This is a genomic window from Nonomuraea sp. NPDC049750, from assembly GCF_040659625.1.
Taxonomy (GTDB): Bacteria; Actinomycetota; Actinomycetes; order Streptosporangiales; family Streptosporangiaceae; genus Nonomuraea.
In genome coordinates this window covers 227481-252089 of record NZ_JBFANB010000015.1, presented here as the reverse complement: position 1 = coordinate 252089, position 24609 = coordinate 227481, and the positions used below count along the sequence as shown (strand labels likewise).

At 68.7% G+C, this 24609-nt stretch carries 30 protein-coding genes, 1 tRNA gene and 1 pseudogene; 15 read left to right on the top strand and 17 right to left on the bottom strand.

From position 1 onward, the window contains the following. Positions 1-43: 43 nt before the first annotated feature. The gene (locus AB0J16_RS34330) at positions 44-637 is read right to left on the bottom strand and encodes a TetR/AcrR family transcriptional regulator (protein WP_358547177.1); all 594 of its coding nucleotides are present in this window, start codon (positions 635-637) and stop codon (positions 44-46) included. Positions 638-756: 119 nt separating this feature from the next. Here AB0J16_RS34330 and AB0J16_RS34325 point away from each other — a divergent pair, with 119 nt between their 5' ends. Continuing rightward, positions 757-2931 carry an MMPL family transporter gene (locus AB0J16_RS34325; RefSeq protein WP_358547175.1) on the top strand — a complete coding sequence of 725 codons (2175 nt, stop codon included), beginning with the start codon at positions 757-759 and terminating at the stop codon, positions 2929-2931. Positions 2932-2989: 58 nt separating this feature from the next. Here AB0J16_RS34325 and AB0J16_RS34320 read toward each other — a convergent pair whose 3' ends face one another. The 4 genes and pseudogenes from AB0J16_RS34320 to AB0J16_RS34305 form a co-directional block, all read right to left on the bottom strand. Beyond that, a complete protein-coding gene (locus AB0J16_RS34320) occupies positions 2990-3652 on the bottom strand; it encodes an ATP-binding protein (RefSeq protein WP_358547173.1) in 663 nt (220 codons plus the stop codon). A 412-nt stretch (positions 3653-4064) separates the two neighbouring features. Continuing rightward, positions 4065-4271, bottom strand: a pseudogene (locus AB0J16_RS34315) (Tn3 family transposase); the annotation flags it as partial. Next, a complete protein-coding gene (locus tag AB0J16_RS34310) occupies positions 4272-4820 on the bottom strand; it encodes a GNAT family N-acetyltransferase (protein WP_358547171.1) in 549 nt (182 codons plus the stop codon). A 3-nt stretch (positions 4821-4823) separates the two neighbouring features. Next, the gene (locus AB0J16_RS34305) at positions 4824-6122 is read right to left on the bottom strand and encodes a helix-turn-helix transcriptional regulator (RefSeq protein ID WP_358547168.1); all 1299 of its coding nucleotides are present in this window, start codon (positions 6120-6122) and stop codon (positions 4824-4826) included. Between the two features lie 201 nt (positions 6123-6323). On the opposite strand from AB0J16_RS34305, the gene AB0J16_RS34300 reads away from it, so the two are divergent. From AB0J16_RS34300 to AB0J16_RS34285, 4 genes are all read left to right on the top strand, one after another. Then, positions 6324-6656 carry a hypothetical protein gene (locus AB0J16_RS34300; protein ID WP_358547165.1) on the top strand — a complete coding sequence of 111 codons (333 nt, stop codon included), beginning with the start codon at positions 6324-6326 and terminating at the stop codon, positions 6654-6656. Between the two features lie 246 nt (positions 6657-6902). Beyond that, entirely contained in the window at positions 6903-7097 is a 195-nt protein-coding gene (locus tag AB0J16_RS34295) for a hypothetical protein (RefSeq protein ID WP_358547162.1), read from the top strand. Further along, complete coding sequence (locus tag AB0J16_RS34290) at positions 7094-7720, top strand: hypothetical protein (protein WP_358547159.1); 627 nt, start codon at positions 7094-7096, stop codon at positions 7718-7720. The genes AB0J16_RS34295 and AB0J16_RS34290 overlap by 4 nt, the downstream gene beginning before the upstream one ends. Before the next feature lie 16 nt (positions 7721-7736). Further along, complete coding sequence (locus AB0J16_RS34285; RefSeq protein ID WP_358547158.1) at positions 7737-8030, top strand: hypothetical protein; 294 nt, start codon at positions 7737-7739, stop codon at positions 8028-8030. A 62-nt stretch (positions 8031-8092) separates the two neighbouring features. Here AB0J16_RS34285 and AB0J16_RS34280 read toward each other — a convergent pair whose 3' ends face one another. Continuing rightward, a complete protein-coding gene (locus tag AB0J16_RS34280) occupies positions 8093-8227 on the bottom strand; it encodes a hypothetical protein (protein ID WP_358547156.1) in 135 nt (44 codons plus the stop codon). 131 nt (positions 8228-8358) lie between these two features. On the opposite strand from AB0J16_RS34280, the gene AB0J16_RS34275 reads away from it, so the two are divergent. Next, positions 8359-8652 (top strand): tyrosine-type recombinase/integrase, encoded by a 294-nt coding sequence (locus AB0J16_RS34275; protein ID WP_358547153.1) that lies wholly within the window; start codon positions 8359-8361, stop codon positions 8650-8652. Positions 8653-8657: 5 nt separating this feature from the next. On the opposite strand, the gene AB0J16_RS34270 is transcribed toward AB0J16_RS34275, so the two are convergent. Together AB0J16_RS34270 and AB0J16_RS34265 are read right to left on the bottom strand one after the other, a co-directional pair. Further along, positions 8658-8731: transfer RNA gene (locus tag AB0J16_RS34270), tRNA-Pro, on the bottom strand. Positions 8732-8794: 63 nt separating this feature from the next. Continuing rightward, a complete protein-coding gene (locus AB0J16_RS34265; RefSeq protein WP_358547150.1) occupies positions 8795-9688 on the bottom strand; it encodes a metallophosphoesterase in 894 nt (297 codons plus the stop codon). A gap of 99 nt (positions 9689-9787) precedes the next feature. Here AB0J16_RS34265 and AB0J16_RS34260 point away from each other — a divergent pair, with 99 nt between their 5' ends. Beyond that, positions 9788-10243 carry a GatB/YqeY domain-containing protein gene (locus AB0J16_RS34260; protein WP_225302470.1) on the top strand — a complete coding sequence of 152 codons (456 nt, stop codon included), beginning with the start codon at positions 9788-9790 and terminating at the stop codon, positions 10241-10243. A gap of 48 nt (positions 10244-10291) precedes the next feature. On the opposite strand, the gene AB0J16_RS34255 is transcribed toward AB0J16_RS34260, so the two are convergent. Continuing rightward, positions 10292-12469: a transglycosylase domain-containing protein gene (locus AB0J16_RS34255; RefSeq protein WP_358547146.1), complete on the bottom strand. Its 2178-nt coding sequence runs from the start codon at positions 12467-12469 to the stop codon at positions 10292-10294. Positions 12470-12746: 277 nt separating this feature from the next. Between AB0J16_RS34255 and AB0J16_RS34250 the strand changes: the two genes are divergently transcribed. Then, positions 12747-13043, top strand: a complete 297-nt coding sequence (locus AB0J16_RS34250) for a WhiB family transcriptional regulator (protein ID WP_148036282.1) — start codon at positions 12747-12749, stop codon at positions 13041-13043. 44 nt (positions 13044-13087) lie between these two features. Here AB0J16_RS34250 and AB0J16_RS34245 read toward each other — a convergent pair whose 3' ends face one another. After that, entirely contained in the window at positions 13088-14215 is a 1128-nt protein-coding gene (locus AB0J16_RS34245; protein WP_357954467.1) for an ArsA family ATPase, read from the bottom strand. Next, on the bottom strand, positions 14212-15207 hold the full coding sequence (locus AB0J16_RS34240; RefSeq protein ID WP_358180291.1) for an ArsA-related P-loop ATPase: 996 nt from the start codon (positions 15205-15207) through the stop codon (positions 14212-14214). Before AB0J16_RS34240 ends, AB0J16_RS34245 begins: the two co-directional genes overlap by 4 nt. Positions 15208-15319: 112 nt before the next feature. Between AB0J16_RS34240 and AB0J16_RS34235 the strand changes: the two genes are divergently transcribed. From AB0J16_RS34235 to AB0J16_RS34220, 4 genes are all read left to right on the top strand, one after another. Beyond that, complete coding sequence (locus AB0J16_RS34235) at positions 15320-15475, top strand: hypothetical protein (protein ID WP_165959776.1); 156 nt, start codon at positions 15320-15322, stop codon at positions 15473-15475. After that, a complete protein-coding gene (locus tag AB0J16_RS34230) occupies positions 15472-15930 on the top strand; it encodes a RidA family protein (protein ID WP_358547143.1) in 459 nt (152 codons plus the stop codon). Before AB0J16_RS34235 ends, AB0J16_RS34230 begins: the two co-directional genes overlap by 4 nt. A 68-nt stretch (positions 15931-15998) precedes the next feature. After that, positions 15999-16802: an NUDIX hydrolase gene (locus tag AB0J16_RS34225; protein WP_358547140.1), complete on the top strand. Its 804-nt coding sequence runs from the start codon at positions 15999-16001 to the stop codon at positions 16800-16802. Next, positions 16799-17587, top strand: coding sequence for an MBL fold metallo-hydrolase (locus AB0J16_RS34220; protein WP_358547137.1), 789 nt, complete (start codon positions 16799-16801; stop codon positions 17585-17587). The genes AB0J16_RS34225 and AB0J16_RS34220 overlap by 4 nt, the downstream gene beginning before the upstream one ends. A gap of 3 nt (positions 17588-17590) precedes the next feature. Here the strand turns inward: AB0J16_RS34220 and AB0J16_RS34215 are convergent, their stop codons facing one another. Then, positions 17591-18271 carry a Crp/Fnr family transcriptional regulator gene (locus AB0J16_RS34215; protein WP_185069893.1) on the bottom strand — a complete coding sequence of 227 codons (681 nt, stop codon included), beginning with the start codon at positions 18269-18271 and terminating at the stop codon, positions 17591-17593. A gap of 62 nt (positions 18272-18333) precedes the next feature. Here AB0J16_RS34215 and nth point away from each other — a divergent pair, with 62 nt between their 5' ends. Both nth and AB0J16_RS34205 read left to right on the top strand, forming a co-directional pair. After that, positions 18334-19035: an endonuclease III gene (gene nth / locus AB0J16_RS34210; RefSeq protein ID WP_358547134.1), complete on the top strand. Its 702-nt coding sequence runs from the start codon at positions 18334-18336 to the stop codon at positions 19033-19035. A gap of 66 nt (positions 19036-19101) precedes the next feature. Next, complete coding sequence (locus tag AB0J16_RS34205) at positions 19102-19722, top strand: CoA pyrophosphatase (RefSeq protein WP_358547208.1); 621 nt, start codon at positions 19102-19104, stop codon at positions 19720-19722. A 53-nt stretch (positions 19723-19775) separates the two neighbouring features. On the opposite strand, the gene AB0J16_RS34200 is transcribed toward AB0J16_RS34205, so the two are convergent. Beyond that, entirely contained in the window at positions 19776-20312 is a 537-nt protein-coding gene (locus AB0J16_RS34200) for a HEAT repeat domain-containing protein (protein ID WP_358547129.1), read from the bottom strand. 80 nt (positions 20313-20392) lie between these two features. Here AB0J16_RS34200 and AB0J16_RS34195 point away from each other — a divergent pair, with 80 nt between their 5' ends. After that, a complete protein-coding gene (locus AB0J16_RS34195) occupies positions 20393-21583 on the top strand; it encodes a MarP family serine protease (RefSeq protein WP_358547126.1) in 1191 nt (396 codons plus the stop codon). Here AB0J16_RS34195 and AB0J16_RS34190 read toward each other — a convergent pair. Genes AB0J16_RS34190 through nhaA form a run of 4 tightly spaced genes read right to left on the bottom strand, consistent with a single transcriptional unit; the run spans position 21580 to position 24586 of the window. Then, positions 21580-22023 (bottom strand): DUF309 domain-containing protein, encoded by a 444-nt coding sequence (locus tag AB0J16_RS34190; RefSeq protein WP_358547123.1) that lies wholly within the window; start codon positions 22021-22023, stop codon positions 21580-21582. The genes AB0J16_RS34195 and AB0J16_RS34190 overlap by 4 nt on opposite strands. After that, positions 22020-22940 (bottom strand): alpha/beta hydrolase, encoded by a 921-nt coding sequence (locus tag AB0J16_RS34185; RefSeq protein ID WP_358547120.1) that lies wholly within the window; start codon positions 22938-22940, stop codon positions 22020-22022. The genes AB0J16_RS34190 and AB0J16_RS34185 overlap by 4 nt, the downstream gene beginning before the upstream one ends. Continuing rightward, positions 22930-23346 carry a phage holin family protein gene (locus tag AB0J16_RS34180; RefSeq protein ID WP_358547118.1) on the bottom strand — a complete coding sequence of 139 codons (417 nt, stop codon included), beginning with the start codon at positions 23344-23346 and terminating at the stop codon, positions 22930-22932. The genes AB0J16_RS34185 and AB0J16_RS34180 overlap by 11 nt, the downstream gene beginning before the upstream one ends. A gap of 31 nt (positions 23347-23377) precedes the next feature. Then, a complete protein-coding gene (gene nhaA / locus AB0J16_RS34175) occupies positions 23378-24586 on the bottom strand; it encodes a Na+/H+ antiporter NhaA (RefSeq protein ID WP_358547115.1) in 1209 nt (402 codons plus the stop codon). Positions 24587-24609: the final 23 nt, after the last annotated feature.

The window sequence follows — 24609 nt, the reverse complement described above, 5'->3', positions numbered from 1 at the left end:
GTTGAGGATCCGTCGAGTAGTCACAGAACTCAGGAAACGGCCCTTAGCTCAGGTAGCTCACGAGCATGTGCTTGAGCTCGTCCACGAGCTCGGCGCTGCGCTCGGGCGACTCGGTGGTGATCATAGGCATCACCGCCTTCACCATCGACAACACCATCGTGCCCATGAGCAGGGCCCGGTGCTCGGACAGTCCCGGCCGCAGGCGGCGCAGCATGCCCGCGATCTGCCCGGCGATGTCCTCGTGCAGCCGTTGCGAGGCCGCGGCGAACCTGTCGCCCGTGGCCGAGCCGTAGAGCAGCGACCAGTACGCCGGTGAGTGGCTCTTGAACCGCACGCTCTCGTCCACGAGCTGCCCTACCAGCACCTCCAGCGGGACGTCCGGGGTGACCTCGGCCAGCTTGACGGCCCAGAACTCCTGGCGGTCGTCGGTGTAGCGGGACACCAGCCCGTCCAGGATCTCCTCCTTGTTGCGGAAGAACTGATAGAGCGAGCCCGGTGACATCCCCGCCCGCGCGGCGACCTGGTTCGTCGTCATGTCCGGGTATCCGACCTCGGCGATCACCAGTTCGGCGGCGTCGAGGATCTCCGCCATGCGCTTCAGACCCCTCGCCTGTCGGCGGACCGTGCGTTCAGCCATGCGGCACCTCGTTGACAAATACGAGCATTTACTTGTATTTCTGGTTCGAGACAGCAAACACGAGTAGTTTACCGAGTTTTGATCGGAGACCCCATGCGAACCGCCCTGGGACTCACGCGATGACGGTCGGCACGCGGCTCCGCCCCGTCCACGCGGCCACCGCGGAGCCGCCGCTGCGCAGGCTCGGCTACTTTCTGGTACGCCGCCGCCGGCTCGTCCTGACGCTGGCCCTGCTCGGCCTGATCGCGGCCGGAGTGCTCGCCGCGGGCGCGGTGCCCCGGCTGTCGCTGGCCAGGTTCGAGGCCCCGGGCTCGGAGTCCGACCGGGCGCAGGCCGAGCTGGTCGAGCGGTTCGACACCGGCAACCCCGACATGATCTTCCTGGTGACCGCCAAGAGCGGGACGGTGGACGATCAGGCGGTCGAGGCCGCGGGCAGGGAGCTGACCGCCCGGATCGGGGACGAGGCCGACGTCGCCGAGGCGGACTCGTACTGGACCCGCGGCAGACCCGCCACGATGCGCAGCGAGGATGGCAGGCACGCGCTCATCGTGGTCCGCATCCCGGGGGACGCCGACCATGTGCGGACACAGGTGCTGCCCAGGCTCGTCCCCGAGATCACCCGAGGCACGGACCTGCTGGGGGTGCGGGCCGGGGGAGGGGAGGAGGTCTTCCGTGAGACCGTGCCGCTGGCCAGGCAGGACTTCGTCCGGGCCGAGCTGGTCATCTTCCCGCTGGCGTTCGTGCTGCTCTGGCTCTACCAGCGGCGCGCGATGGCGGCCCTGGTGCCGATCCTGGCCGGCCTGTTCGCGATGATGATCGGGCTCGCGCTGCTCCGTGGCGTCCTGACGTTTACCGAAATTTCGACGTTCGCCCTGAATCTCACGCTGGCCATGGGGCTCGGCCTCGGCATCGACTACTGTCTCTTCGTGATCCACCGCTTCCGCGAGGAGACGCGGGGCGGCAAGGACCGGGCGGCGGCAGTCGCGGGGGCGGTCGAGCACGCCGGCCGGACCGTGCTGTTCAGCGGCCTGACTGTGGCCACGTCGCTGGCCGTGCTGTTCGCGTTGCCGTTCGACTTCCTGCGCTCCTTCGCGTACTCGGGCATCGCCGTCGTCATCGGCGGCCTGGTCGCGGCCGTGCTGGTGCTGCCCGCCGTACTCGCCTCCATCGGCGGCACGATGCTACCCAGACGGGAGCGGCCGGAGCGGGCGACGGGGTTCTGGCACGGGCTGGCCACCCGCGTGATGCGCCGGCCGCTGGTGTTCGGCGGCCTGGCGACCGTACTGCTGCTGGTGCTGGCCTCGCCCTTCCTGGGCCTGCGCTTCGGCGTGGCCGACGACCGCATCCTGCCCCTGGAGGCGTCCTCCCGGCAGACGCAGGAGGTCGTGCGTCAGTCGTTCCCCGCCGAGGAGACCGACGCCATCCAGCTGGTCTCGCGCGAGGCGGTGACGGCGGACGTCACAGCGTACGCGACGAGCCTGTCCCGGCTGCCCGGCGTAGCCCAGGTGGACTCCGCCGCCGGGTCGTTCGCCGGCGGGCGGCAGGTGGGCGACGGAGACCCGTCCAGGTTCCAGGGCGAGGGCACGTGGCTGTCGGTGGTCCCGTCGGCCGCGGCCCTGGCCGACGACCCCGTGCGGCTCGTCCAGGCCGTACGCGCGGTGCCGCCGCCCTTCGAGGTGCTGGTCGGCGGCTATCCCGCCGAGCTGTCCGACTACCGGGCCTCGGTGGTGGACCGGCTGCCGCTGGTGCTCGCGCTCATGCTGGGCGTGACATTCGTGGTCCTGTTCCTCATGACGCGCAGCCTGATCATCCCGATCAAGGCGACCCTGCTGAACGTCCTCAGCCTCGGCGTCATGTTCGGCGCCATCGTCTGGATCTTCCAGGACGGCAACCTGTCGGGTCTCCTCGGTTTCACCCCGACGGGCACGCTCGACCCCAGCATCCCCATCCTCATGCTCTGTGTGGCCTACGGCCTGTCGATGGACTACGAGGTGTTCCTGCTGTCGCGGATCAACGAGGAGTACGACAGGACCGGCGACACCGAGCAGGCGGTGGCCGCCGGCCTGCAGCGGGGCGCTCCGCTGATCACCGCGGCCGGCGGCATTCTGGCACTCACCTTCGCCGCGTACGCCACCGCGCAGGTGATGTTCGTGCAGATGCTGGGCGTCGGCATGGCGGTGGCCGTGCTGGTGGACGCGACCGTGATCAGAGCGGTACTGGTGCCGAGCCTCATGCGCCTGGCCGGACCGCTCAACTGGTGGCCCAGAGGTCGCGCGTCCACCCCTGCTAGGTGACGGCGATCCCGGATCCGTCACTCGGTCACTCGGCCGCCGGCCAATGTCGTTTCCGCGGCTAGGAGGCGTTGCCGTGTGCGAGCGAGGGCCATCGGTCCGCGGCCCACTCCGGCCAGCCCAGCCACCCCGGTGGCGGGCCGGGGATGTCGCCGCCGCCGAGTTCGCCGGCATCTGGTGCCTGGAACTGCTTCCGCCATTTGTCGATGTCCGCCTCGCTCATCGGAAATGTCGTGTGCGGTGCGGTTGCTTGGCGATGTGCGATCCGGGCGCGTTGGACGTCCTTGTCGATAGGCAGGTAGATGACTTGGCAGGATGCCCCGGCTGATGATGCCAGCCAGCGCAGTGCCGACCGTTCGTCGCGGCTCCAGAGCCCGAAGTCGAGCACGACGTTGGTGCCCAGTCGCAGCGCTCGCAGGGCTAGTGCGATGAGCCGTCCCTCCAGCATGTCGCGCTTGCCGTCGGGCTGCGACCCGTCGAACAGGGAGATCATCCACTCGTCCGGGGTCAGTCGCAGCGCGCGGTGCGCCGCGGCGAGTTCTTCGGCGCGGGTGGTCTTTCCGGCGCCGGGGAGCCCGACCATCAGGAGAAGCTTGGCGGGTTCGGGCCGCACCTCATGGTTCGGCTTCGCGTTCGCGGTGGCCGCGGCCGGCTTGTCGGCGACGGACGCCTTGCACGTGCGAGGGAAAGGATCTTGGTGCGTCGGATGGAACTGCTGGGACATGGATTTGCTCCCCGGATCACGCAGGACGATCCGGCAGCGCGGCGAGACACGCGATTGGGCTGCCGGCGGGACACTGATCCGGCGGTACGCCCTGGCACCGACCCCAGCGGGCAGGCGATGAGGCCGCGGTTTACCGCAACCGCGATACCGCCGCTAAGCGGCGGCGCGGATGTTCATAGCGGCGAAGCAACCCATGCCGCCACCATAACCGACAGCACCAGCATGGTCGTCGACCGCGTCCGCGATCAGTGACCGTTCGGTACTGCCACTGCCGATCAGCGCGGCGGCTCCAAGCCGTCCTCATCGTCGTCTGTGTCCACCACGTTGAGGGCCAGGGCTTCGCGCAGCCGGCCGAGTTCGTCAGGGTAGAGCGCCACGGTGGTCCACCGGCGGATGGCCCGCCGTGGGTGTCGATGTGATTGGCCTCGACGTCCATCGCGGTGTCATGGTGCATTGCCCCGTCGATCATTGCCGCGACCTCGGACGCGGAGCAGTTGATGACCTGCGAGTGGATCACCATGGACTTGCGTTCGATGTGCAGCAGATCAACTAGCCGGATTAAGAATGTAACCCCGTAACTCCGGACCTTAACTCGGGAGAGGCTCCCCGATGGACCCATTCACAGCCCTGCTGATCGCCGCGAGAGGTCGATCACCATCGCGTCGGTGACGACCGCATCCGGTGCGGACCGGACGGTGCCGACGATCTGCCACCCCCACCGCTGGTACATCGCGTGCGCTGGCGTGTCCGGCCGGGACAGCAGTGTCGCGCATGACTCATCGCGGGTGTCGAGGAGCTCCACCAGCAGCTGCTTGCCGACACCGAGCCCACGGTGCTCTGGCAGGAGATCCAGCTCGACCACGGCGAGCTTCGGCGCATCTAGAGCGCCCTGGGGAGGTGGCGTGGCCTCGCCGCCCCACCAGCGGCCAGCCGCCATGGTGAACCCGAACGCGAACCCGACCGGTTCGCCGTCAAGCTCGGCGGCCACCAGTTCGAAGCCGGGCAGCTTTACCTGCTTGCCCGTGCGTTCACGGAAGCGCTCGGGCGAGTAGTTCGGTCCCGAGTTGTATGGCGGTTCTGCCCGGATCGCCAGGTAGATACTCACGTATGGCTCGCCCAGGACGGCCTCGGCCTTCTCCCCGACCATGTGCCGGAACGCGAATCCCACCACTCACGCCCTCTCACTCGGCGGCAACTGCAGGTAGGCGCGGTATTCCATCGCTGGCGGCCTCGTCCGCTCGACGGCAGGCACCGCCTCCAGAACCGTCCCGGCGAGGTGCCGCAAGTAGCGTGTGCGACCGGGAGGGAGCGCGGTGAGCACGTCCTGAGCCTGCTCGATGCCGTCCGAGATGGCGCCGCGGCGGATCACGGTGATCGCCTGATGGAGTCGTATCTGTGCCATCTGCCGAGCATGCGCGGCAGATCCAGATACGCCCGGATATGCGGCCAGGGCTTCCTCCTGCGCCGCCGGGGCAGCCTGGTGGCCGAGGAGCGTGTACACGAGGGATCTGGTGTGCTGCATCCGCTCCACTGGCCAGCCGTACACCGAGGTCCGATCCTGCGTCACGTCGGCGGGCAACTGCTCGAAGACGCGCGCCTGCTGCGCGAGTGCGGTCTCCGCGCCGACGCGGTCGCCGAGCAGCGCGAGCACGTGGGCGCGGGCGCCGTACGCGCTGGCGGCGGCTCGGCATGGCCGATCCTGTACCGCGTGCAGAGCGGCATCAATCCTGGTGCTCACCAGCGGCAGGGGGCGTTGTTCGTACAGCGCCTGGACCGCCTCGATGGCGTTGATCGCGCCCAGCAGTTCGGGCTCATCAACGCGGGCCGCCGCTCGACGGGCGCTCGCCCACCATTGGCGCGACTCGCGCTCGTTACCGACGTTGCCGAGCGCGAACGCCAGGAGCATGGCCATGCGGGCGTTGACGACCTCCCAAGCCCGCACCTCGTGCGAGGGGGCGCCAAGCGTCAGGCGCTGCAGGGCAAGGAGGTCTTGGGACAGGTCAGTGATGATGTCGACGCGTTCTCGCACGATGAGGGCGTATTCCCAGGCGAGCTCTTCCCACTCGCTGAGCTGCGAGGAGCCGAGGCGATCGTCGACGAAAGTACGGAGGTTGTCGAGGGCGCCGAGGATGTTGGCCGCGGGCCCGGCTGCGCCGAGCGCCGCGAGCCCGCTGAGGAGCTGTCTGCGTATCTCGTCCATTTCCCCGCTACTGATCGAGAGGTTTGGTTTGACGTTGCATGCCCGCAATTCGACTAGTTCCGACATTACGGCATAGAGATTCGCCAATCGCCCGTTTGTGTTGAGTGTGGTGTCGATCTTCTGGATGGCGTCAATGGGTGGCCGATGGACACCTCGTTCCCATTTTCCCAGCTGGGAGTAGTCCACTGGGATGGCCGCCGCGACCGCGCGCAAACCCATACCGGTGCGTTCGCGTTCTAGGCGCAGGAGGGCCCCAAAGAGGGGCCACACGGATGCGTCTGACTGCGATGGTACGCCCACTGTGTCCTCGGATTCCGTGGCGCGTTGACCTGCGCCACGCCGACACTCTGGCGACGCCCAGTTGCCTGTCACCACTATGGCATCACCGAATGCTGACGCCGCGAAGAAGCAGAAACTCACGCATGCGGCAAGCAACAGGAAAAGGCCATTCGAGGAAGTGACTTCTAGCCGATGAGGAACGCCGAGCCGTACACAACCCTTGAAGTCGTTGACCCGGACATAAGCCTGGTGGTGACGCAGGAGGCGCCCGTACTGGACTGGACGGCTCGCCAGCTGTCGGTGCTGTGCAACACCTATCCCGGCTGGGACATCGGCTATGACCGCGACTCGACCGGCAAAGTGCGGTGGACAGCTGAACTGCGCCGGATCATCACCCTCGACATGGTGAAGGCCGGGGTTGTGCGGTACATACGACAGCCGGATGCGATTGCGCTCGCCGCGACGCTGGCTTGGCAGTCGTCTCTCGTCCACAACGGTCGAGCCCATAACGACTTCGGCAAATGATCTCCCCGGCGCACCGTGTCGCCCCCGTCACGGTGCGCCGGGTGGGTGGCCCCGCGACTCGTTGGCCCGCAGCCCAGATGGCTGTGGCCGGAGGGACGGCGCGGGGCCACCATCAAGGCTTCCGGCACGCCGCCTGGTCCCTGTGGGTCGTTGCCGGATGCGTCCTCGCCCGTTCCGGACCGGCAGGGGCTGGCCGGGGCCCGTATCCACCGCACGGGGCCCCGGCCCTCGACCATAGGGAGAGCGGTGCCAAAAGATCCGCCGAATCCGCCGCCAGAGCCACAGGAGTCCGGCTGTCCGTCGTGCGGCCCGTTCAATGTCAGGGTCGCCGACGGCGTCACCATCTCGACATGCAGCAAGTGCGGGCTGACCCTGCCGTGGCTGGCCGCCGGATTGGTGAACGAGGCCATGTGGCACATGGACGCGTTGGAGGCGGCATGACCACGACCGCCGTCCGGGTGCCGTACATCACCGCCTACAGCGAAGAGCTTGCACCGCATCCTCTCGCGTTCACCGCGGACCCTGAGGCGACGGACGGGGTGCGGCTCAGCTACGCCGACGCCGTCCCGCAGGACTGGATGTACGGCGTGCTCTGGGCGCGGCAGGGACTACACCGACGAGGCCGTCCTGCGTGGAAGGTCGTCAACACGATCCGGCAGCGCCGGTGCATGCTCCGTCTGCTCTGCCAGGTGTGCGGCGAGGCGGCGGCCGATTCCGTGGACAGCCGGATCTCGTGGGTGCTGGCCGACGATCCCGGCGACACGTCCGCCGGGGCGGGCTACACCAACGCACCGCCCACGTGCGCCCGCTGCATCCCGGAGGCGATCGCCGGCTGCCCGCGCCTGCGCCGTGGTGCGGCCGTCTACAGCGTGGGCAGCGCCGAGCCGTACGGCGTCATCGGCGATGTTCTGCAGCTGTCACGGGATCGGCCGGTCGAGCTGGAGCGCAATGTCGTCATCTCTCTCGACTCCTTCGGCCGCTTGGAGTACACGCTCGCCAAACAGCTGCTGGTCGTGCTCGAAGACCTGCGGCCCACCCCGATCCAACACTGGCCTTCAACCTGACCGCAAAGGGAGATCCGTGGAGCCACAAGACATCACCAGCCGCCGTGGGGCGTTCACCGTCATTGTGGGTATCGTGGCCACCCTTACCTTTACCGGGGCGATCGTCGGAGCGGTGCCCGCCGTTGACGGCGGCGGAATGGCTGACGGGCCGGTCGTTCCGCTGCTCATCGCCGCCCTGCTGGTACAGGTCGCGATCATCATCTTTCTGTGCGGGTACATCCTCGACGAGAAGCGTGCCCCGAACTGGCTGATCGTTTTGGCACTCAGCGTGAGCATCATCCTGGCGGCCACAACGGTCGCGGTGACATGACAATGGCCCCCGCCACCTCCCGCAGGAAGTGATGGGGGCCGAGTGCGGCGCTCCGTCCGTGGCTACCGAAGCGGCGGCGTGGTGCGCAGCCACGACGGCAGCAGCGCCTGCACGCTCGAGAGCGCCATGACGCGGACGAACCCGCCAGCGACCCACGGCAGCGCCTCGGGGATACCCGACGATGGCCGGAGAGCCACGGCGAAGCCCACAGCCGCTTGTAGGACAGTGCGCAGGGGACTGCTTGGCGTTGCCGTTCACGTGCGCCTCCTGTGAGGGGTTGGAACCCGACCGGCAGGGAGCTTGAGAGGCGCGCAGTAGAAGGTGCGCGATGCCCCCGGCTCGCAAGATTCGCCGGTACTCGCCGTGCGTCATGCGGCACACAGTTGCTTCGTGGCTCGTCCAGGCCGGCGTCCCGCTCTACGACGTGCATGTGTTGTTTGGTCACGAGGCCTACGAGACTACGCAGCGTTACCCGCATCTGCCTCCCGAGGTCCACGGGAAGATCTTGGGAGTGTGGGAGCGGCGCACACTCTCAGCGGTAGGGGAAGGAAGCGTTGGAGGGCGTAGTCACTTAGGAGACAAGAAAGGCCGCTTCCGATCTTCGGAAGCGGCCTTCTGCTAACTGGGTCGGGGTGGCGGGATTTGAACCCACGGCCTCTTCGTCCCGAACGAAGCGCGCTGCCAAGCTGCGCTACACCCCGGTGCACGCCCTCTTGCGCGTGCTTGAGAAGTCTAGCTGACTTCGCGGGTGCTTGTGACCGCGTTTATCGGCGCGGGACCAGGGTGAGCAACGAGGCCTCCGGGAAGCAGGCGAAGCGGACCGGGGCGTACGGCGAGGTGCCGAGGCCGGCCGAGACGTGCAGCCAGGCGCTGTCGTGGCGGTTGAGGCCCTTGACGCGGGGCCGGTCGATGCCGCAGTTGGTGACTAGGGCGCCGTAGAACGGGATGCACAGCTGGCCGCCGTGCGTGTGGCCGGCCAGGAGGAGTTGGTAGCCGTCGGCGGCGAAGCGGGTCATGTTGCGGGGCTCGGGGGAGTGCATGACGCCGAGGCGGAGGTCGGCGTCGGCCGGGGCGGGGCCGGCGACCAGGTCGTAGCGGTCGCGGTCGATGTGGGAGTCGTGGATGCCCGCCACCGCCACGTCGAGGTCGCCGATCTTGAGGCGGGCGGTGGTGTTGTTCATGTCGAGCCAGCCCTCGGCCGCCATGCCGGCACCCAGCTCCTCCCAGGGGAGGGTCGGGACGTGCTGGCGGCGCTCGTTCTTGGAGGTGCGCCAGAGGTAGCGGGCCGGGTTCTTGGGCTTGGGGGCGTAGAGGTCGTTGGAGCCGTACACGAACATGCCGGGACGGGCCAGCAGGGGCTCCAGGGCGTGCAGGAGCGCGGGTACGGCCTCAGGGTGGGCGATCGAGTCGCCCGTGTTGACGACCAGGTCGGGCTCCAGGGAGCCGAGTGAGCGGACCCAGTTGATCAGCATGCTGCGGCCCGGCGTCAGGTGCAGGTCGGACAGGTGGAGGATGCGTACGGGTCGCTGCCCGCGCTCCAGCACGGGCACGTCGAAGCGGCGCAGCCGGAACCAGTTGCGCTCGACGACGGAGGCGTAACCCAGACCGGCCAGGCCGAGGCCGAGGATGGACAGTGGTATGGCGGCAGCTTTCCTCACCCATTCATGATGCCCGACATCCGGCCCCGGGCGTCCCGAGTACGTGAGATGGGGCTCCGTGAGCGCGTAGCCGTCTGTACAGGCGGCAAGATGGACCGCATGAGCGCATTGAAGGACAAGCTGAAGGCCGATCTCACGGCCTCGCTGAAGAGCCGGGACGAGGTACGTCTCCGGACGATTCGTATGGCACTGGCGGCGGTCAACGTCGAGGAGGTCGCCGGCAAGGCGGCCAGGGAGCTCTCCGACGACGAGATCGTCAAGGTGCTGACCAAGGAGGCCAAGAAGCGCCGCGAGGCGGCCGAGGCGTTCGGAAACGCCGGGCGGGCGGAGCAGGCGCAGGCGGAGCTGGACGAGCAGGCGGTGCTGGAGGAATACCTGCCGGCGCAGCTCTCCGACGAGGAGCTCGGCCGCCTCGTCGACGAGGCCGTCGCCGAGACCGGTGCCGCCGGCCCGCAGGCGATGGGCCAGGTCATGAAGGTCGTCAACCCGAAGGTCGCCGGTCGCGCGGAGGGGGGACGGGTCGCCGCCGCCGTTCGCGCGCGACTGTCCGCCTAACCAAGTCTCGGGTGCCCGCCACGAACGCGGGCACCCAGGGCACTCAGGTCAGCCGCGCCCGCGACCGCGTCCCCGGTCGTTGTTGTCGCGGTTGAACTGGTCGAACTGGTCGAAGAAGTCGTCCGGCGGGCCGCCCTGCTTGTCGTCCTTCTTCTCCTTCTTGGGCTTGGGGGCGCAGTTGTCGGCGCAGCCGCCGAACCGCTCGTGGTTGACCGGCGTGAACTCGGTGGGTTCGACGCCCTTGAGCGCCCCCATCATCGCCTGCTTCCAGATGCGGCCCGAGATCGACGCCCCGTACACGTAGCTGTAGTAGCGGCCCCCGATGGTGACGCCGATCAGGTTGTGGGTGAAGGCGCCGCGCGGGTCGCCGAGGCTGACGGCGGAGGCCAGGTTCGGGGTGTAACCGGCGAACCAGGCGGCCGTGTAGCCGTCGGTGGTGCCCGTCTTGCCCGCCGCGTCCCGGCCGATGCCGCCGACCTCACGCATCGTGCCCTTGGTGAACACGCCCGAGAGGATGCCGCTGACGGCGTCGGCGACCTCCTCCTCCATGACCTTGGAGCACTTGGGCTTGTACTGGGTGGCCTTGCCGTTGCGGTCCTTGATCTCGGTGATCGCCAGCGGCTTGCAGTACTGGCCGCGTGAGGCGAAGACCGCGTAGGTGCTGGCCACGGTGACCGGGTCCACCTCGTTGATGCCGAGCGTGAACGTCTCGAACTCGCGCAGCTTCGTGCCGTCGGCCCGCTTGAGCCCGATCCGCTTGGCCAGCTTGACGACCTTGCAGAGCGTGACGCGCTCCTCCAGTCGCATGAAGAACGTGTTGACCGAGCCCCAGGTGCCGGTCTGCAGCGTCTTGAAGCCGCCGCCGCCCTCGCTGGAGTTGCGTACCTCGTGCGTGGGGTCGCCGACCCGCTTGCCGTCGCAGTTCTTGAACGCGCCGTAGCCGGACGCGGTGAAGCCGGCGGGCGCCGGGTAGCCGTCCCCGTACTTCAGGCCCTCCTCGAGGGCTGTGGCGAGCGTGTAGGCCTTCGCCGTCGAGCCCTGCTGGAAGCCGCCGCCACCGCCGTGCTTGGCGTCGGCGACGACGTTGTAGCTCATCTCGTTCTTCTTCTTGCTGCCGCCGAACTTGCGCGAGGCCGCCATCGCCTTGATCTCGCCGGTGCCCGGCACCACCATCGCCTGCGAGGCCACCGGCTTGTCCTTGGTGCTGACGTACTCCTTGATGGCCTTCTCAGCGGCTTTCTGCATCTTCGGGTCGATCGTGGTCTTGATGGTGAGACCGCCGCGCTGGAGCAGCTTGAGGCGCTCCTTGGGGGTCTTGCCGAAATCCTCGTTGTTGAGGATCTCGTTCTGGACGTAGAGGCAGAAGTAGGGGTACTTGCTCTCCTCGCAACCGCCGGTGACCTTGGTGTCCTTGAAGACGAGCTTCTTGGCCTTGGCCTCGGCGGCCTCCTGCGGCGTGATCTTGCCGAGTTCGGCCATCCGGTCGAGGACGACGTTGCGGCGGGCCTTCAGCAGCTCCCTGGAGGCCTTGCTGACGTTCGGGTCGGTCCTGTTGGGGTTCTGGACGGCGCCCGCGAGCGTGGCCGCCTCGACGAGGTTGAGCTCGGAGGCCGGCTTGCCGAAGAAGCGCTTGGCGGCGGCCTGGATGCCGTGCGCGCCGGCGCCGAAGTAGGCGATGTTCAGATATTTCTCAAGGATCTGGTCCTTGGAGTACTTCTTCTCGACGGCCATGGCGTAGCGCAGCTCGTTGAGCTTGCGGCCGACGCTGGTCTCGATGGCCGCGGCCTGCTCCTCTTTGGTCTCGGCCGAGTTGAGGAGCACCTGCTTGACGTACTGCTGCGTGATCGATGAGCCACCCTGGGTAACGCCGCCCTGGGTGAGGTTCTTGACGAGGGCTCGGGCCGTGCCCTCTACGTCGATCGGGCCGTGCTGGTAGAACCGGAAGTCCTCGATCGAGATCAGCGCCGTCCGCATGATGGGGGCGACCTTGTCGAGACTTACCGATTCGCGGTTCTCGTAGAAGAACTGGGCTATCTTCTTGCCGTTGGCGTCCATCAGCTCCGTGCGCTCGGGCAACGGGGGTTCGGCCAGGTCCTCGGGCTTCAGGTTGATCCCCGTCATCGCGGACTTGGCGGATATCCCCGCCCCACCGACCGCGGGAAGGGCTATGGCGGCCGTGAGCACTCCCGCGACCGCGCCCGCGGCGATCAGCCGCGCGATGTTCAAGATCGGCGAGGAACGATCTTTGCCCTGAGCTTGCACAAGTCCAAGAGTACGTCGAATGAGTGACCTTATCGGTAACTCGGCACCATTTCGCCTTGACTGACGGGGGTGACTAGTCATTCCCGGTCAAGACTCCAGCGAGAAATTGGTCCTCTGGGGTCTGTCGGCCCGAACGTCTAGTTGCGTACGTTCTCCTCTGCGGCAACTGAATACGGAGGCTCGGCGCCCGCGCCCGTCGGCCCCAAATGACGACTGACCACCTAAGGGGAGTGGGGTCGAAATGTGGATCACGGATTGGACCTCCCGTGCCGCCTGTCGAGGAGCGGACCCGGACGCACTGTTCGTCCAGGGAGCCGCACAGAACAGGGCGAAGCTGATCTGCCGAGGATGCCCGGTCCGTACCGAATGCCTCGCCGATGCGCTGGACAACCGCATCGAGTTTGGCGTGTGGGGCGGCATGACGGAACGGGAACGACGGGCTCTGCTACGGCGGCGTCCTGACGTGGACTCATGGCGAGAGCTGCTCGAGTCCGCCAAGGAAGAGTACGAACGGACTAACGAGCTGATCGCAGGCTGACCCTGGCCTCGGGCGTACGGCCGGTGCTCGCACCGGCCGTACTCTCATGTGCTCGCGAGGAGTTCCCCGATCCGGCGCAGACCCGCTAGATCGTGGACATCCTCCGACATCGCACGTACCTGGACGACCGGCACTGTGGGGTGGGCCGACAGGAAATGGTCCTGCTCCCGGTGTTCGCGGGCGGCGAGTTGCATTCTGCCGGTGTGCAGCCGCAGTACGGCGGCGGTCAACTCGTGTTCGCCCCGCGACTCCAGGTCTTCCGCCGCGGCGGCGCTGCGCGCGGCCGAGAGCGCCGCCGCGGTGGGTTCGTGCACCCGGTTGACCACCAGGCCGGCCAGGGGCATGCGCTCCTCAGCGAGCCGCTCGACGAAGTAGGAGGCCTCACGCATCGCGTCGCGCTCCGGCGCGGCCACCACCACGAAAGCCGTACCCGGCGCCTGGAGCAGCCGATAGGTCATCTCCGCGCGCTGCCTGAACCCGCCGAAGACCGCGTCCAACGCCGACACGAACGTCTGCAGGTCCTTGATGACCTGCGCGCCCAGCAGCTTGGTCATGGCGCCCGCCATGATCCCGAACCCGGCGTTGAGCAGCCGGAACGCGCTGCGCCCTCCCGCCTTGGCCGGCGCGGTCAGCAGCCGGATGAACCTCCCGTCGAGGAAACGGCCGAGCCGCTCAGGGGCGTCGAGGAAGTCGAGCGCCGACCGCGAGGGCGGCGTGTCGACGATGATCAGATCCCACTCGTCCGAGCGGCGCAGCTGGCCCAGCTTCTCCATCGCCATGTACTCCTGGGTGCCGGCGAAGCTGGAGGACAGCGACTGGTAGAAGGGGTTCGACAGGATCTGGCGGGCCCGGTCGGGGTCGGCGTGCGCCTCGATGATCTCGTCGAACGTCCGCTTCATGTCCAGCATCATCGCGAACAGCTGGCCGCCGCCCTCGGGTGAGCTGATCAGGCGCGGGGTGTTGTCGAGCTCGGTGAGTCCCATCGACTGCGCCAGCCGCCGCGCGGGGTCGACGGTCAGCACGACCGCGCACCTGCCGCGCTCGGCGGCCCGCAGCCCCAGCGCGGCGGCCGTCGTGGTCTTTCCCACGCCGCCGGCGCCGCAGCAGACGATGATCCGGGTGCCCTGGTCGTCGAGAATGGCGTCGACGTCGAGTACGGGGGGCTTCTTCACGCTGCTCCCTGGGTGCGGATGGCCTCGGCCAGCTCGTACAGGCCGCTCAGATCGACGCCGTCGGCCAGCAGCGGCAACTCGTAGGACGGCAGCGTCGCCTCGGCCAGAGAGGCGCGCTCGGCCCGCTCCAGCTCGGTACGGCGGGCGTGTTCGGCGACCTCTTCCGCCAGAGCCTCCGCCACCGTGGAGGCGCCGTCGGACAGACCGGCCGCCTTGAGCCCGAGGGTGAGCTCGGCGACGTCGAATCGGCCCTTGACAGCACTGTCAAGTGCGGCCTGTGGAAGCAGTGATTCACGAACCATGTTGATGAAGATTCCGCCGGGCGGCAGCCCCGCCGACCGCAATTCGGCGATGCCGTCGAGCGTCTCCTGAACCGGCATCTCCTCCAGCAGGGTGATGAAGTGCACCGCCGTTTCCGGAGATTTCACGACCTTGCTCACCAGATCGGAGTGGTTCTTGATCGGGCCGACTCTGGCCAGCCCGGCGACCTCCTGAGTGACGTTCAGGAAGCGCGAGATGCGGCCGGTGGGCGGAGCGTCGAGCACGACGGCGTCATAGATCCGCTTGCCGTTCTTGCCGCGCCTGCGTACGGCCTCGGAGGTCTTGCCGGTGACGAGGACGTCGCGGAAACCGGGGGCGACGGTGGTCGCGAAGTCGACGATGCCCATCTTGGTCAGCGCCCGCCCCGCCCTGCGCATGCCGTAGAACATCTCCATGTATTCGAGCATGGCCTCCTCAGGGTCTATGGCCAGCGCGTAGACGTCGCCGCCCGATGGGGCCACGGCGATGCGGCGCTCCTCGTACGGCAGCGGTGGCAGGTCGAAGATCTGCGCGATGCCCTGCCTGCCCTCCACCTCGACGAGCAGCACCTTGCGCCCGCCCGAGGCCAGTGCCAGGGCGAGGGCCGCGGCGACCGTGGTCTTGCCTGTGCCGCCCTTGCCGGTGACCACGTGCAGTCGCACGCCGTCCCAATCGGTGTCCCGAGAGTCCACGTTTCGAGGCTACCGAACGGTCACTTGTCGAAAGCCGACGACCACCCTTTGAGATAGCTCACATCGTGGCGTGCGGTGCGCCACGGGTTGCGCTTCTCCTACGCTGGCCCTCATGAAGAAATGGGAGTACCTGACGGCTCCGGTGCTGATCCACAACACCAAGATGATCCTGGACAACTTCGGGGCCGACGGCTGGGAGCTGGTCCAGATCCTGCAGGGTGCCACGCCCGAGCAGCTTGTCGCCTACTTCAAGAGGGAGAAGCAGTGACGCCCGAAGAGAAGATCACCGAACTCGGGCTGACGCTGCCCGAGGTCGTCGCGCCGCTGGCCGCCTATGTGCCGGCCGTACGGACCGGCAACCTCGTCTACACCTCGGGCCAGCTGCCCATGGTCGACGGCAAGCTCGCGCAGACCGGCAAGGTCGGCGCCGAGGTCGGCCTCGACGACGCCCGCGAGCTGGCCCGGATCTGCGCGCTCAACGCCCTGGCCGCGCTGAAGTCCGAGGTCGGCGAGCTGGGCGACGTCGTGCGGATCGTCAAGGTCGTGGCGTTCGTGGCCAGCGACCCGGCCTTCACGCAGCAGCCCCAGGTCGCCAACGGGGCCAGTGAGCTGCTCGCCGAGGTGCTGGGTGATGCGGGCAAGCACGCCCGCAGCGCCGTGGGCGTCGCGTCCCTGCCGCTCGACGCCCCGGTCGAAGTGGAGCTGATCGCCGAGGTCTCCTGAGAGTTCGGATATGTCACCATGACCCGAGTGATGTTCTAGAAGCCCGAGTTGTTCTAGAAGGAGGTCATGTGACCGGTCTGCAGCTTCCAGACGAGCTCGCCGAGCGGGCGAGGGACATCCTCGCCGGACGCGTCCAGCCGGTCCCCGCGCGGGACGCCGCCACGGTGGTCATCCTGCGTGAGGGGCCGGAGGTCTACCTGCTCCGGCGCAAGTCCACGATGGCCTTCGCCGCGGGCGCGTACGTCTTCCCCGGCGGCTCGGTCGATCCCCGTGACACCGACCACGCGGTCGCCTGGGCCGGGCCGTCTCCGGCGGACTGGGGCACGGTCTTCGGCGCGGACGAGGGGGTCGCGCGCGGGCTGGTCTGCGCGGCCGTACGGGAGACCTTCGAGGAGTCGGGGGTCCTGCTCGCGGGGCCCGGGCCCGATTCGGTGGTCGACGACACCACGGGAGACGCCTGGGAGGCCGACCGGCTCGCGCTGATCGACCGGAGCCTGTCCTTCGCCGACTTCCTCGCTAAGCGCGGCCTGGTGCTCCGCTCGGACCTGCTCAAGCCGTGGGCGCACTGGATCACGCCGGAGATCGAGACCCGGCGCTTCGACACCCGCTTCTTCGCCGCCGTACTCCCTGAGGGGCAGCGCACCCGCGACGTCGGCGGCGAGGCCGACCAGGTCGACTGGAAGCGCCCGGCCGACGCCGTCGAGCTGGCGCACGAGGGCAAGATCTTCCTGATGCCTCCCACCTATCGCACGCTGACCGAGCTGGCCGCATGCGACTCCGTGGCGGACGTCCTGGCCGCGCGGCGGGAGATCGTCACGATCCTGCCCAGGGTCGTGGAGGTCGACGGCGAGTTCCAGTTGGTGACTTCGTGAGCGGTCTGCACATTCCAGCCGGTTCGCCCGACGGATCCCGTACGACCCACGCCGAGAACCTGCTCGCGCCCAACCCGTCGCCCATGACCCTCGACGGCACCAACACCTGGATCGTCGGCGACCGGGACACCATCGTCATAGATCCGGGCCCCGACGACGAGGGGCACCTGCGCCGGGTCGCCGACCACCTGGCCGAGCGCCGGGTGAGCTGGATCCTGCTCACCCACGGCCACCACGACCACAGCGGCGGCGCCCGGCGCTTCGCCGAGCTGGTCGGCGCGCCCGTGCGGGCCCTCGACCCCAAGCACCGGCTCGGCGACGAGGGGCTGGGCGACGGCGACGTGGTGAGCGCCGGTGACGTCGAGGTGCGCGTGTACGGCACGCCGGGGCACTCGTTCGACTCGCTCTGCTTCTGGCTGCCCCAGGACCAGGCCATGCTGACCGGCGACACCGTGCTCGGCCGCGGCACCACCGTGATCGCCCCTGACGGCGACCTGGCCGACTATCTGCGCAGCCTCGACCGGCTCAGGGCCATGGCCGACGAGCTGGGCGTGGCGGCGCTGCTGCCGGGCCACGGTCCGGTGCTTGCCGACCCGATCGGCGTACTGGACGGCTACATCGCGCACCGGCGCCAGCGCCTCGACCAGATCAGGGCGGCGCTGCGGCAGGGCGCCAAGACGCCCCGCCAGATCGTGGAGATCGTCTACAGCGACGTCGACACCTCGCTCTGGCCCGCGGCCGAGATGTCGGTACGGGCCCAGCTGGACTATCTCGGCTCGCTGTAGCGGCTATCTGGAGCGGTTGTAGAGGCGATCCATGTCGAGGATGACCACGGCCTTGGCCTCGATGCGCAGCCAGCCGCGCTGCGCGAAGTCGGCGAGTGCCTTGTTGACCGTCTCGCGGGAGGCGCCGACGAGCTGGGCCAGCTCCTCCTGGGTGAGATCGTGGTGGACGCGCAACCCGTCGTCGGTCTTGGTGCCGAACCGCTCGGCCAGGTCGAGCAGCTGCTTGGCCACCCGGCCGGGCACGTCGGTGAAGACCAGGTCGGCCAGCACGTCGTTGGTGCGCCGCAGCCGCTGGGCCAGCGCCCGCAGCAGGTGGAGCGCCACCTCAGGGCGGCCGGTGAGCCAGGGGCGCAGGTCGTCGTGGCCCAGCCCGGCCAGGCGCACGTCGGTCAGCGCGGTCGCCGAGGCCGTACGGGGGCGCGGGTCGAACAGCGACAGCTCGCCGAACATCTCGCTCGGGCCGAGCACGCTGAGCAGGTTCTCGCGGCCGTCGGGCGAGGTGCGCGACAATTTGATCTTGCCTTCGAGCACGACGTAGAGCCGGTCGCCCGTCTCGTTCTCGTGGAAGAGCGTCTGCCCCTTGGACAGCTGGACTTCGGTGATGCTCGTCCGTAGCGCCGCGGCGCTCTCGCGGTCAAGCGCGGCGAACAGGGGGGCCTTGCCCAGCACATCTTCGGTGTTCACTCTGCCTCCTCTGCTGCCATTGTGACGCACCCCACTCCAGGCGGCGCACGTAGGCTATGGGAATGCCCACTGAGTCCAGGCTCGCCCTCGTGCGTCGCGCACGCCGGATGAATCGCATCCTGGCGGAAACCTACCCCGAGGCTCATTGCGAGCTCGACTTCGGTACCCCGCTCGAACTGCTGGTCGCGACGATCCTCTCGGCGCAGTGTACGGACAAGAGGGTCAACATGGTTACTCCGATACTCTTCGCCAAGTACCCGACAGTGGATGACTATGCGGGCGCCGACCGAGCCGAGATGGAAGAGATCATCCGCTCGACGGGGTTCTTCCGGGCCAAGACCAACAGCATCATCGGCATGGCCCAGGCGGTGTGCGAGCAGCACGGCGGGGTGGTGCCCGGCAAGCTGAAGGACCTGGTCAAGCTGCCCGGCGTGGGCCGCAAGACCGCCAACGTGGTGCTCGGCAACGCCTTCGGCGTGCCCGGGCTCACCGTCGACACCCACTTCCAGCGGCTGGTCCGCCGCTTCGGCTGGACCGACGAGACCGACCCGGTCAAGATCGAGCACGTGGTGGGGGAGTTGATCCCCAAGCGCGAGTGGACGATCTTCTCGCACCGGGTCATCTGGCACGGGCGCCGCATCTGCCACGCGCGTACGCCGGCCTGCGGCGTCTGCCCGCTGGCCGCCCTCTGCCCCTCGTACGGCACCGGCCCCACGGACGCCGCCAAGGCCCAGAAGCTCGTCAGACCGGGCCCCTTTTCCTGAGTAGGGAAGTCCCCGAACCCCTGGTGTGTTGGAGATTGCGTGACTCAGGTGCCCGACTGGCTCGACATGCTCGCGGCGCAGGCCGTACGGACTTCGGTGCCCTCCGGGCTGCGCCCGCCCGCTGAGGGTGGGCGGCCCGCGGCGGTCCTGCTGCTGTTCGGCGAGGGCCCGCTCGGGCCCGACGTGCTGCTCATCCAGCGCAGCTCGCGCGGGCGCAGGCACGCGGGCCAGCCGGCCTTCCCCGGCGGCGGCGTGGACCCGGAGGACGGCGGGCCCGTCGGGGCGGCGCTGCGCGAGGCCGAGGAGGAGACCGGCCTCGATCCGCGGGGCGTGACCGTGCTCTGCACGATGCCCGAGCTCTACATCTGGCGCAGCGACAACCGGGTCACGCCGGTCGTCGGCTGGTGGCGTACCCCGTCAGCGGTGCACGCGGCCTCGCCCGCCGAGGTCGAGTCCGTGGAGCGGGTGCCGATCGCCGAGCTGGTCGATCCGGGCAACCGGTTCACGCTGCGGCATCCGGGCGGCTACGCCGGGCCCGCGTTCCGGGTGCGCGGGATGCTGGTGTGGGGGTTCACCGCGATGGTGCTCGACGGGGTGCTGCGCGAAGGCGGGCTGGAACGGCCGTGGGATCCCGAGCGGGTGGAGGAGATGCCGCCGGACGTCCTGGACATGGCCTCACGGGGCTGAAGCACCGCTTCAGACGGAGCTGTGGGCGGCCCGCTTTCCCGTGGCGCCCCGCTTCAGAAGAGCGGGTCCAGGCGGTCCTGATCGCCTGTGGTGAGGGCGACGCCGAGCGAGGCCCAGTCGGCCACGTCGGCGTCGCTGTCGGCCGCCAGCGCCCGCAGCGCGTTCAGCCCGGCCCGGTCCGGTGGGTCGCCCAGCACGTGCTGGAGCGCGTACGCGGCGCCGTACCTGACCCGTGGGTCCTCGTGCCCGGCCAGATCCATCACCGACGGCAGCGACCGGGGGTCGGCCAGGTGGCCGAAGGCGATGAGCACCGAGTAGAGCACCATGACGTCGTCCTCGCTGGCCGCCAGGTAGCGCAGGACGGGCAGGATCCGATCCACGTACGCCTCGAGCATGCCTAGGATGTCCACCCCGAGCAGGCGCTGGGTGACGTCGTCCGCCGCGCAGAGCCGCCGCGCCTCGATGAAGGACTCAAGATCGCCGCGCTGCCGTAGTACGGAGATCACGTGCCAGCGCACCGCCCCGTCGGGATCGTCGTCGCCGAGAGCCGCTTCGATGAGGCCGCGCACTGTTTCGTCGTTGGGCGGCATGCCGCCCACGGTAATCAGCGCGTGTCGCCGTCCTGAGGAAGACGTGCACACTTGACCGAATCGCTGGTTACCTTTGAAACGTGCGCGGTGATCTGCTTGACCTCATATTGATCGGCCTCGTGATCGCCTTCGGCGTCTCGGGTTACCGGCAGGGCTTCATCATCGGTGCCATGAGCTTCGTCGGCTTCGTCGGCGGAGCGGTGCTCGGGGTCTTCATCGCGCCCCCCATCTCCAAGGCCGTCGTCGACGGTGACACGCCGCAGGCACTGCTGGCCATCGTGATCGTCTTCCTGGCCGCGACGATCGGGCAGTTCGCCTCCTCGACGATCGGCGCCGTGGTGCGCAGCCATGTCACCTGGGAGCCGGCCAAGGTCGCGGACGCGGTCGGCGGTACGTTCGCCAGCGCGCTGTCGGTGCTGGTGATCGCCTGGCTGATCGGCTCGCTGATCGTGTCGACGGCGTTCACCCCGCTCGTCGACCAGGTGAAGAACTCCATGCTGCTCACCACGGTCGACGACTCGATCCCGCAGACCGCGCGCAACTGGCAGCAGCCGTTCAAGAAGTTCATCGACCGGTCGGAGTTCCCGCCGGTGTTCGACGCCATCGGCGCGGGGCAGCTCGTCGACGTGCCACCGCCGGCGCGCAGCATCCTCCAGGGCGCCAAGCTCGAACGGGCGCAACGGGCCATCGTCAAGGTCCAGGGCAACGCCGAGAGCTGCAACAAGCTCATCGAGGGCACCGGCTTCGTCTACGCCAGGGACCGGATCATGACCAACGCGCACGTGGTCGCCGGTGTGACGCGTGACCTGCAGGTCCTCGCCTACGACAACAAGCGCCACCCGGCCACCGTCGTGCGCTACAACCCGCAGCGCGACATCGCCATCCTGTACGTGCCGGGGCTGGGCCTGCCGCAGCTCTCCTTCGACGGCGAGGCGGAGAAGGGCGAGAACGCCATCGTCGCCGGGTTCCCCAAGGGCCAGGGCTTCACGGCCGAGCCCGCCCGCATCCGCAGCCAGCTCAACGCGGAGGGCCCCGACATCTACCGCAGCCGCAACGTCACTAGGAAGGTCTACGCGATTCGCGGCAAGGTGCTGCCCGGCAACTCCGGCGGCCCCCTCCTGACCGTCAACGGCCAGGTGTTCGGCGTCGTCTTCGCCGCCGCGGTCAGCCAGGAGGACACGGGCTACGTACTGACGGCCAACGAGGTCAGGCCCGACGCCGACCAGGGCCGAAACGACACCACCCCGGCGGGCACGCAGGAGTGCGACTAGCCAGGCAGCTGACTGAGGATCAGCTCGATGGCCTGCGCCGGGTCGCTGTCGTCGCTCAGGCCCGACGCCGCCCGCCCCACCGAGTCGTACGGCATCCCGTACGACTGCACGCGCGCGGCACCCCGGCTGAAGAGGGTCAGCGCTCCGCGCCCGTTGCCGCGCTGCAGGTGCGTCAGCCCGACGCAGATCTGCGCCAGCCCCTGCCACAACTCACGCTCGTCTTCAGGGGCGCACTTCCAGCGGCCCTCGAACACCTCGTGGGCGTTGAACGGCAGGCCCTCGCTCAGGAAGCGGCGCCCGTCGGACAGGGCCTGCGGCGTGGTGGGCGCGTAGTCATCGGGCACCCGGTCCACGCCGGTCGAGCCATAGGGCAGTGGCCGGCCATAGGCGTCGCGTGGCCGGGCGTTGCGCGGCTTGCCTTCGGGATCGCGGTCTCTCATCGGCCAGGCTCCGAATCGGACAGCCAGCCGATCAGCTCGGCGTCGAACACGTCGGGGGTCTCCTCGTGGGGGAAGTGGCCTGCGCCCTCGATCAGCCGCCACCGGTATGGGGCGGCCACGTAGCGACCCGAACCGAGGGCCGTACGCGGCAGCACCCGGCGGTCGAGGGCGCCGTGCAGGTGCAGGGTGGGGGCCTCGATCTGGGCGCGCATCGTCCTGGCGAAACGCAGGCCGTCGGGGCGGAACTGGGAGCGGCCGAACCAGCGGTGATACTCCAGCGCGCAGTGGGCGACGGTCGGGATGCGGATCGCCTCGCGATAGACGTCAGCGGTCTGCTCGTCCGGCCAGCCGGGCCCCGACCAGGCGTCGAGCATCTTGCCGACCAGCGAGCCGCCGTTACGGGTGAGCCGGCGCTCGGGCAGGAACGGCACCTGGTAGCCGATCGCCGGGCTGGTCGCCCTCAGCTGGCCGAACGGGTCGGTCAGCAGCGACCTGCGCATCCGCAGGGGGTGCGGCGCGGACACGGTGACCAGACGGTGTACGCACTTGGGGTCGAGCACCGCCATCGTCCAGGCGAGCAGCCCGCCCCAGTCGTGGCCGACCACGATGGCCCCGGTCTCGCCGAGCGCCCGGATCAGGCCGCTGGCATCCCCGGCCAGCGTGGGCAGGTCATAGCCGCGCGGCGGCTTGTCGCTGCCGCCGTAGCCACGCAGGTCAACCGCGGCCGCGCGGTATCCCGCCGCCGACAGCGCCCGCAGCTGGTTGCGCCATGTCCACCAGAACTGCGGGAACCCGTGCAGCAACAGGACCAGCGGCCCCTCACCTGCCTCCACGACGTGGAAGCGGGTGCCGCCGGCGTGCACCTGCCGGTGCTTCCACGGTCCCTCGATCTGGACGACCGACTCGTCAGGTGCCATCACTGGTCACCGGCTCTATCTCCTTCTCCGGACTGGCGATCTCCTTGAGTCCCTTGATCGACCGGGCCGTACGCTTCATCCCGGCCAGCCCCTTAAGCCTACGGATCCCGATGAACACCAGCAGCCCGGCCACCAGCAGATAGAAGACGGTGACGATGAGGAAGGCCACCCAGTTCGGCAACCATTGGGCGAGCACGAAGGCGATCGTGAACGAGGCCAAGATCAGGCACAGGTGCGCCATGAAGGCGGCGGCGGCGAACAGGCCGCCGGCCGTGCCGATCCGCTTGGCGTCGAACCTGAACTCGGCCTTGGCCAGCTCGATCTCCGAGCGGATCAGGGTCGAGATGTGATCGCTCGCCTGGGCGACCAGCGAGCCCAGGGATTCTTCCTCGGGAGTCTGGGGCATGAACGTCTCCTATCGAGGCCTGGTGGCCGTGTCAAACATCATCCAGCGCGATGCGCCGCTTGCGCATCCGTACGTGAAGCAGTAGCGCCGCCAGGACGGACGCGGTGAGGCTGGCGAACAGGATCCCGGTCGTCACAGCGTCGACCCGCTCCCGGTCGGCGCCGAACGCCAGATCGCCGATCAGCAGCGACACCGTGAACCCGATCCCGGCCAGCAGCGACACCGCCGCCATGTCCCGCCAGTGGAGCTCTTTGGACAGTTTCGCCAGGCCAAGCCGTACAGACAGCCAGGCACCGCCGAACACACCCACAAACTTCCCGATCACGAGCCCGGCTATCACTCCCAGAACTACCCGATCGGAGAAGATACCGCCGATGCTGGAGCCGTCGAGCTTCACCCCCGCCGACAGGAACGCGAAGACCGGCACCGCGAGGCCCGCGGAGATGGGGCGGAGATAGTGGTCGGCGGCCTCCGCCGGGGAGCGGGTCTCGTGCTCTCGCGTCGTGACACGGGTGAGCAGGCCGAGCGCCACTCCCGCGACGGTCGCGTGTACGCCGCTGGCCTCCACCGCGTACCAGGCGCCTACGGCCAGCGGCAGGTACATCCACAGCCGCCCGGCGCCCGAGCGCTGCAGGACCCAGTAGAGGGCGATCAGGGCGGCGCCGGCCAGCAGCATGAGGAGGTTCAGATGGGCGGTGTAGAAGGCGGCGATGATGGTGATGGCACCGAGGTCGTCGACGACCGCGCTGGTCAGCAGGAACGCCCGCAGCGCCGGAGGCATCGAGCTCGCGGTGACGGCCAGCACGGCGAGCGCGAAGGCGATGTCGGTAGCGGTCGGAATCGCCCAGCCACGAGCCGCGCCCGGCGCTCCCCAGCTCACCGCGAGGTACACGAGCGCGGGCACGACCATGCCACAGAGGGCGGCGAAGATGGGCAGCGCGGCCTTGCGCAGATTGGCCAGCTCCCCGTGGACGAACTCCTCCTTGACCTCCAGCCCTGCCACGAAGAAGAAGATCGTCAGGAGGCCGTGCTGCGCCCACTCGTAGAGCTCCATCGGGCCGAGCGCGGTGTGCTGGAGCGCGGTGTAGCCCTCATGAGCGACGTTCGCCCAGATCAGGGCGGCGACCGTGGCCGCCAGCATGACGATGCCGCCGATCGTCTCGGCACGCAACGCCTCGGCAACGGTACGGGCGTAGCGAACGGTCGGTTGGAAAGGCCACATTTCGGCGGTTGGACGCACGGGGTCTCCTCTGGAGGCTGTCG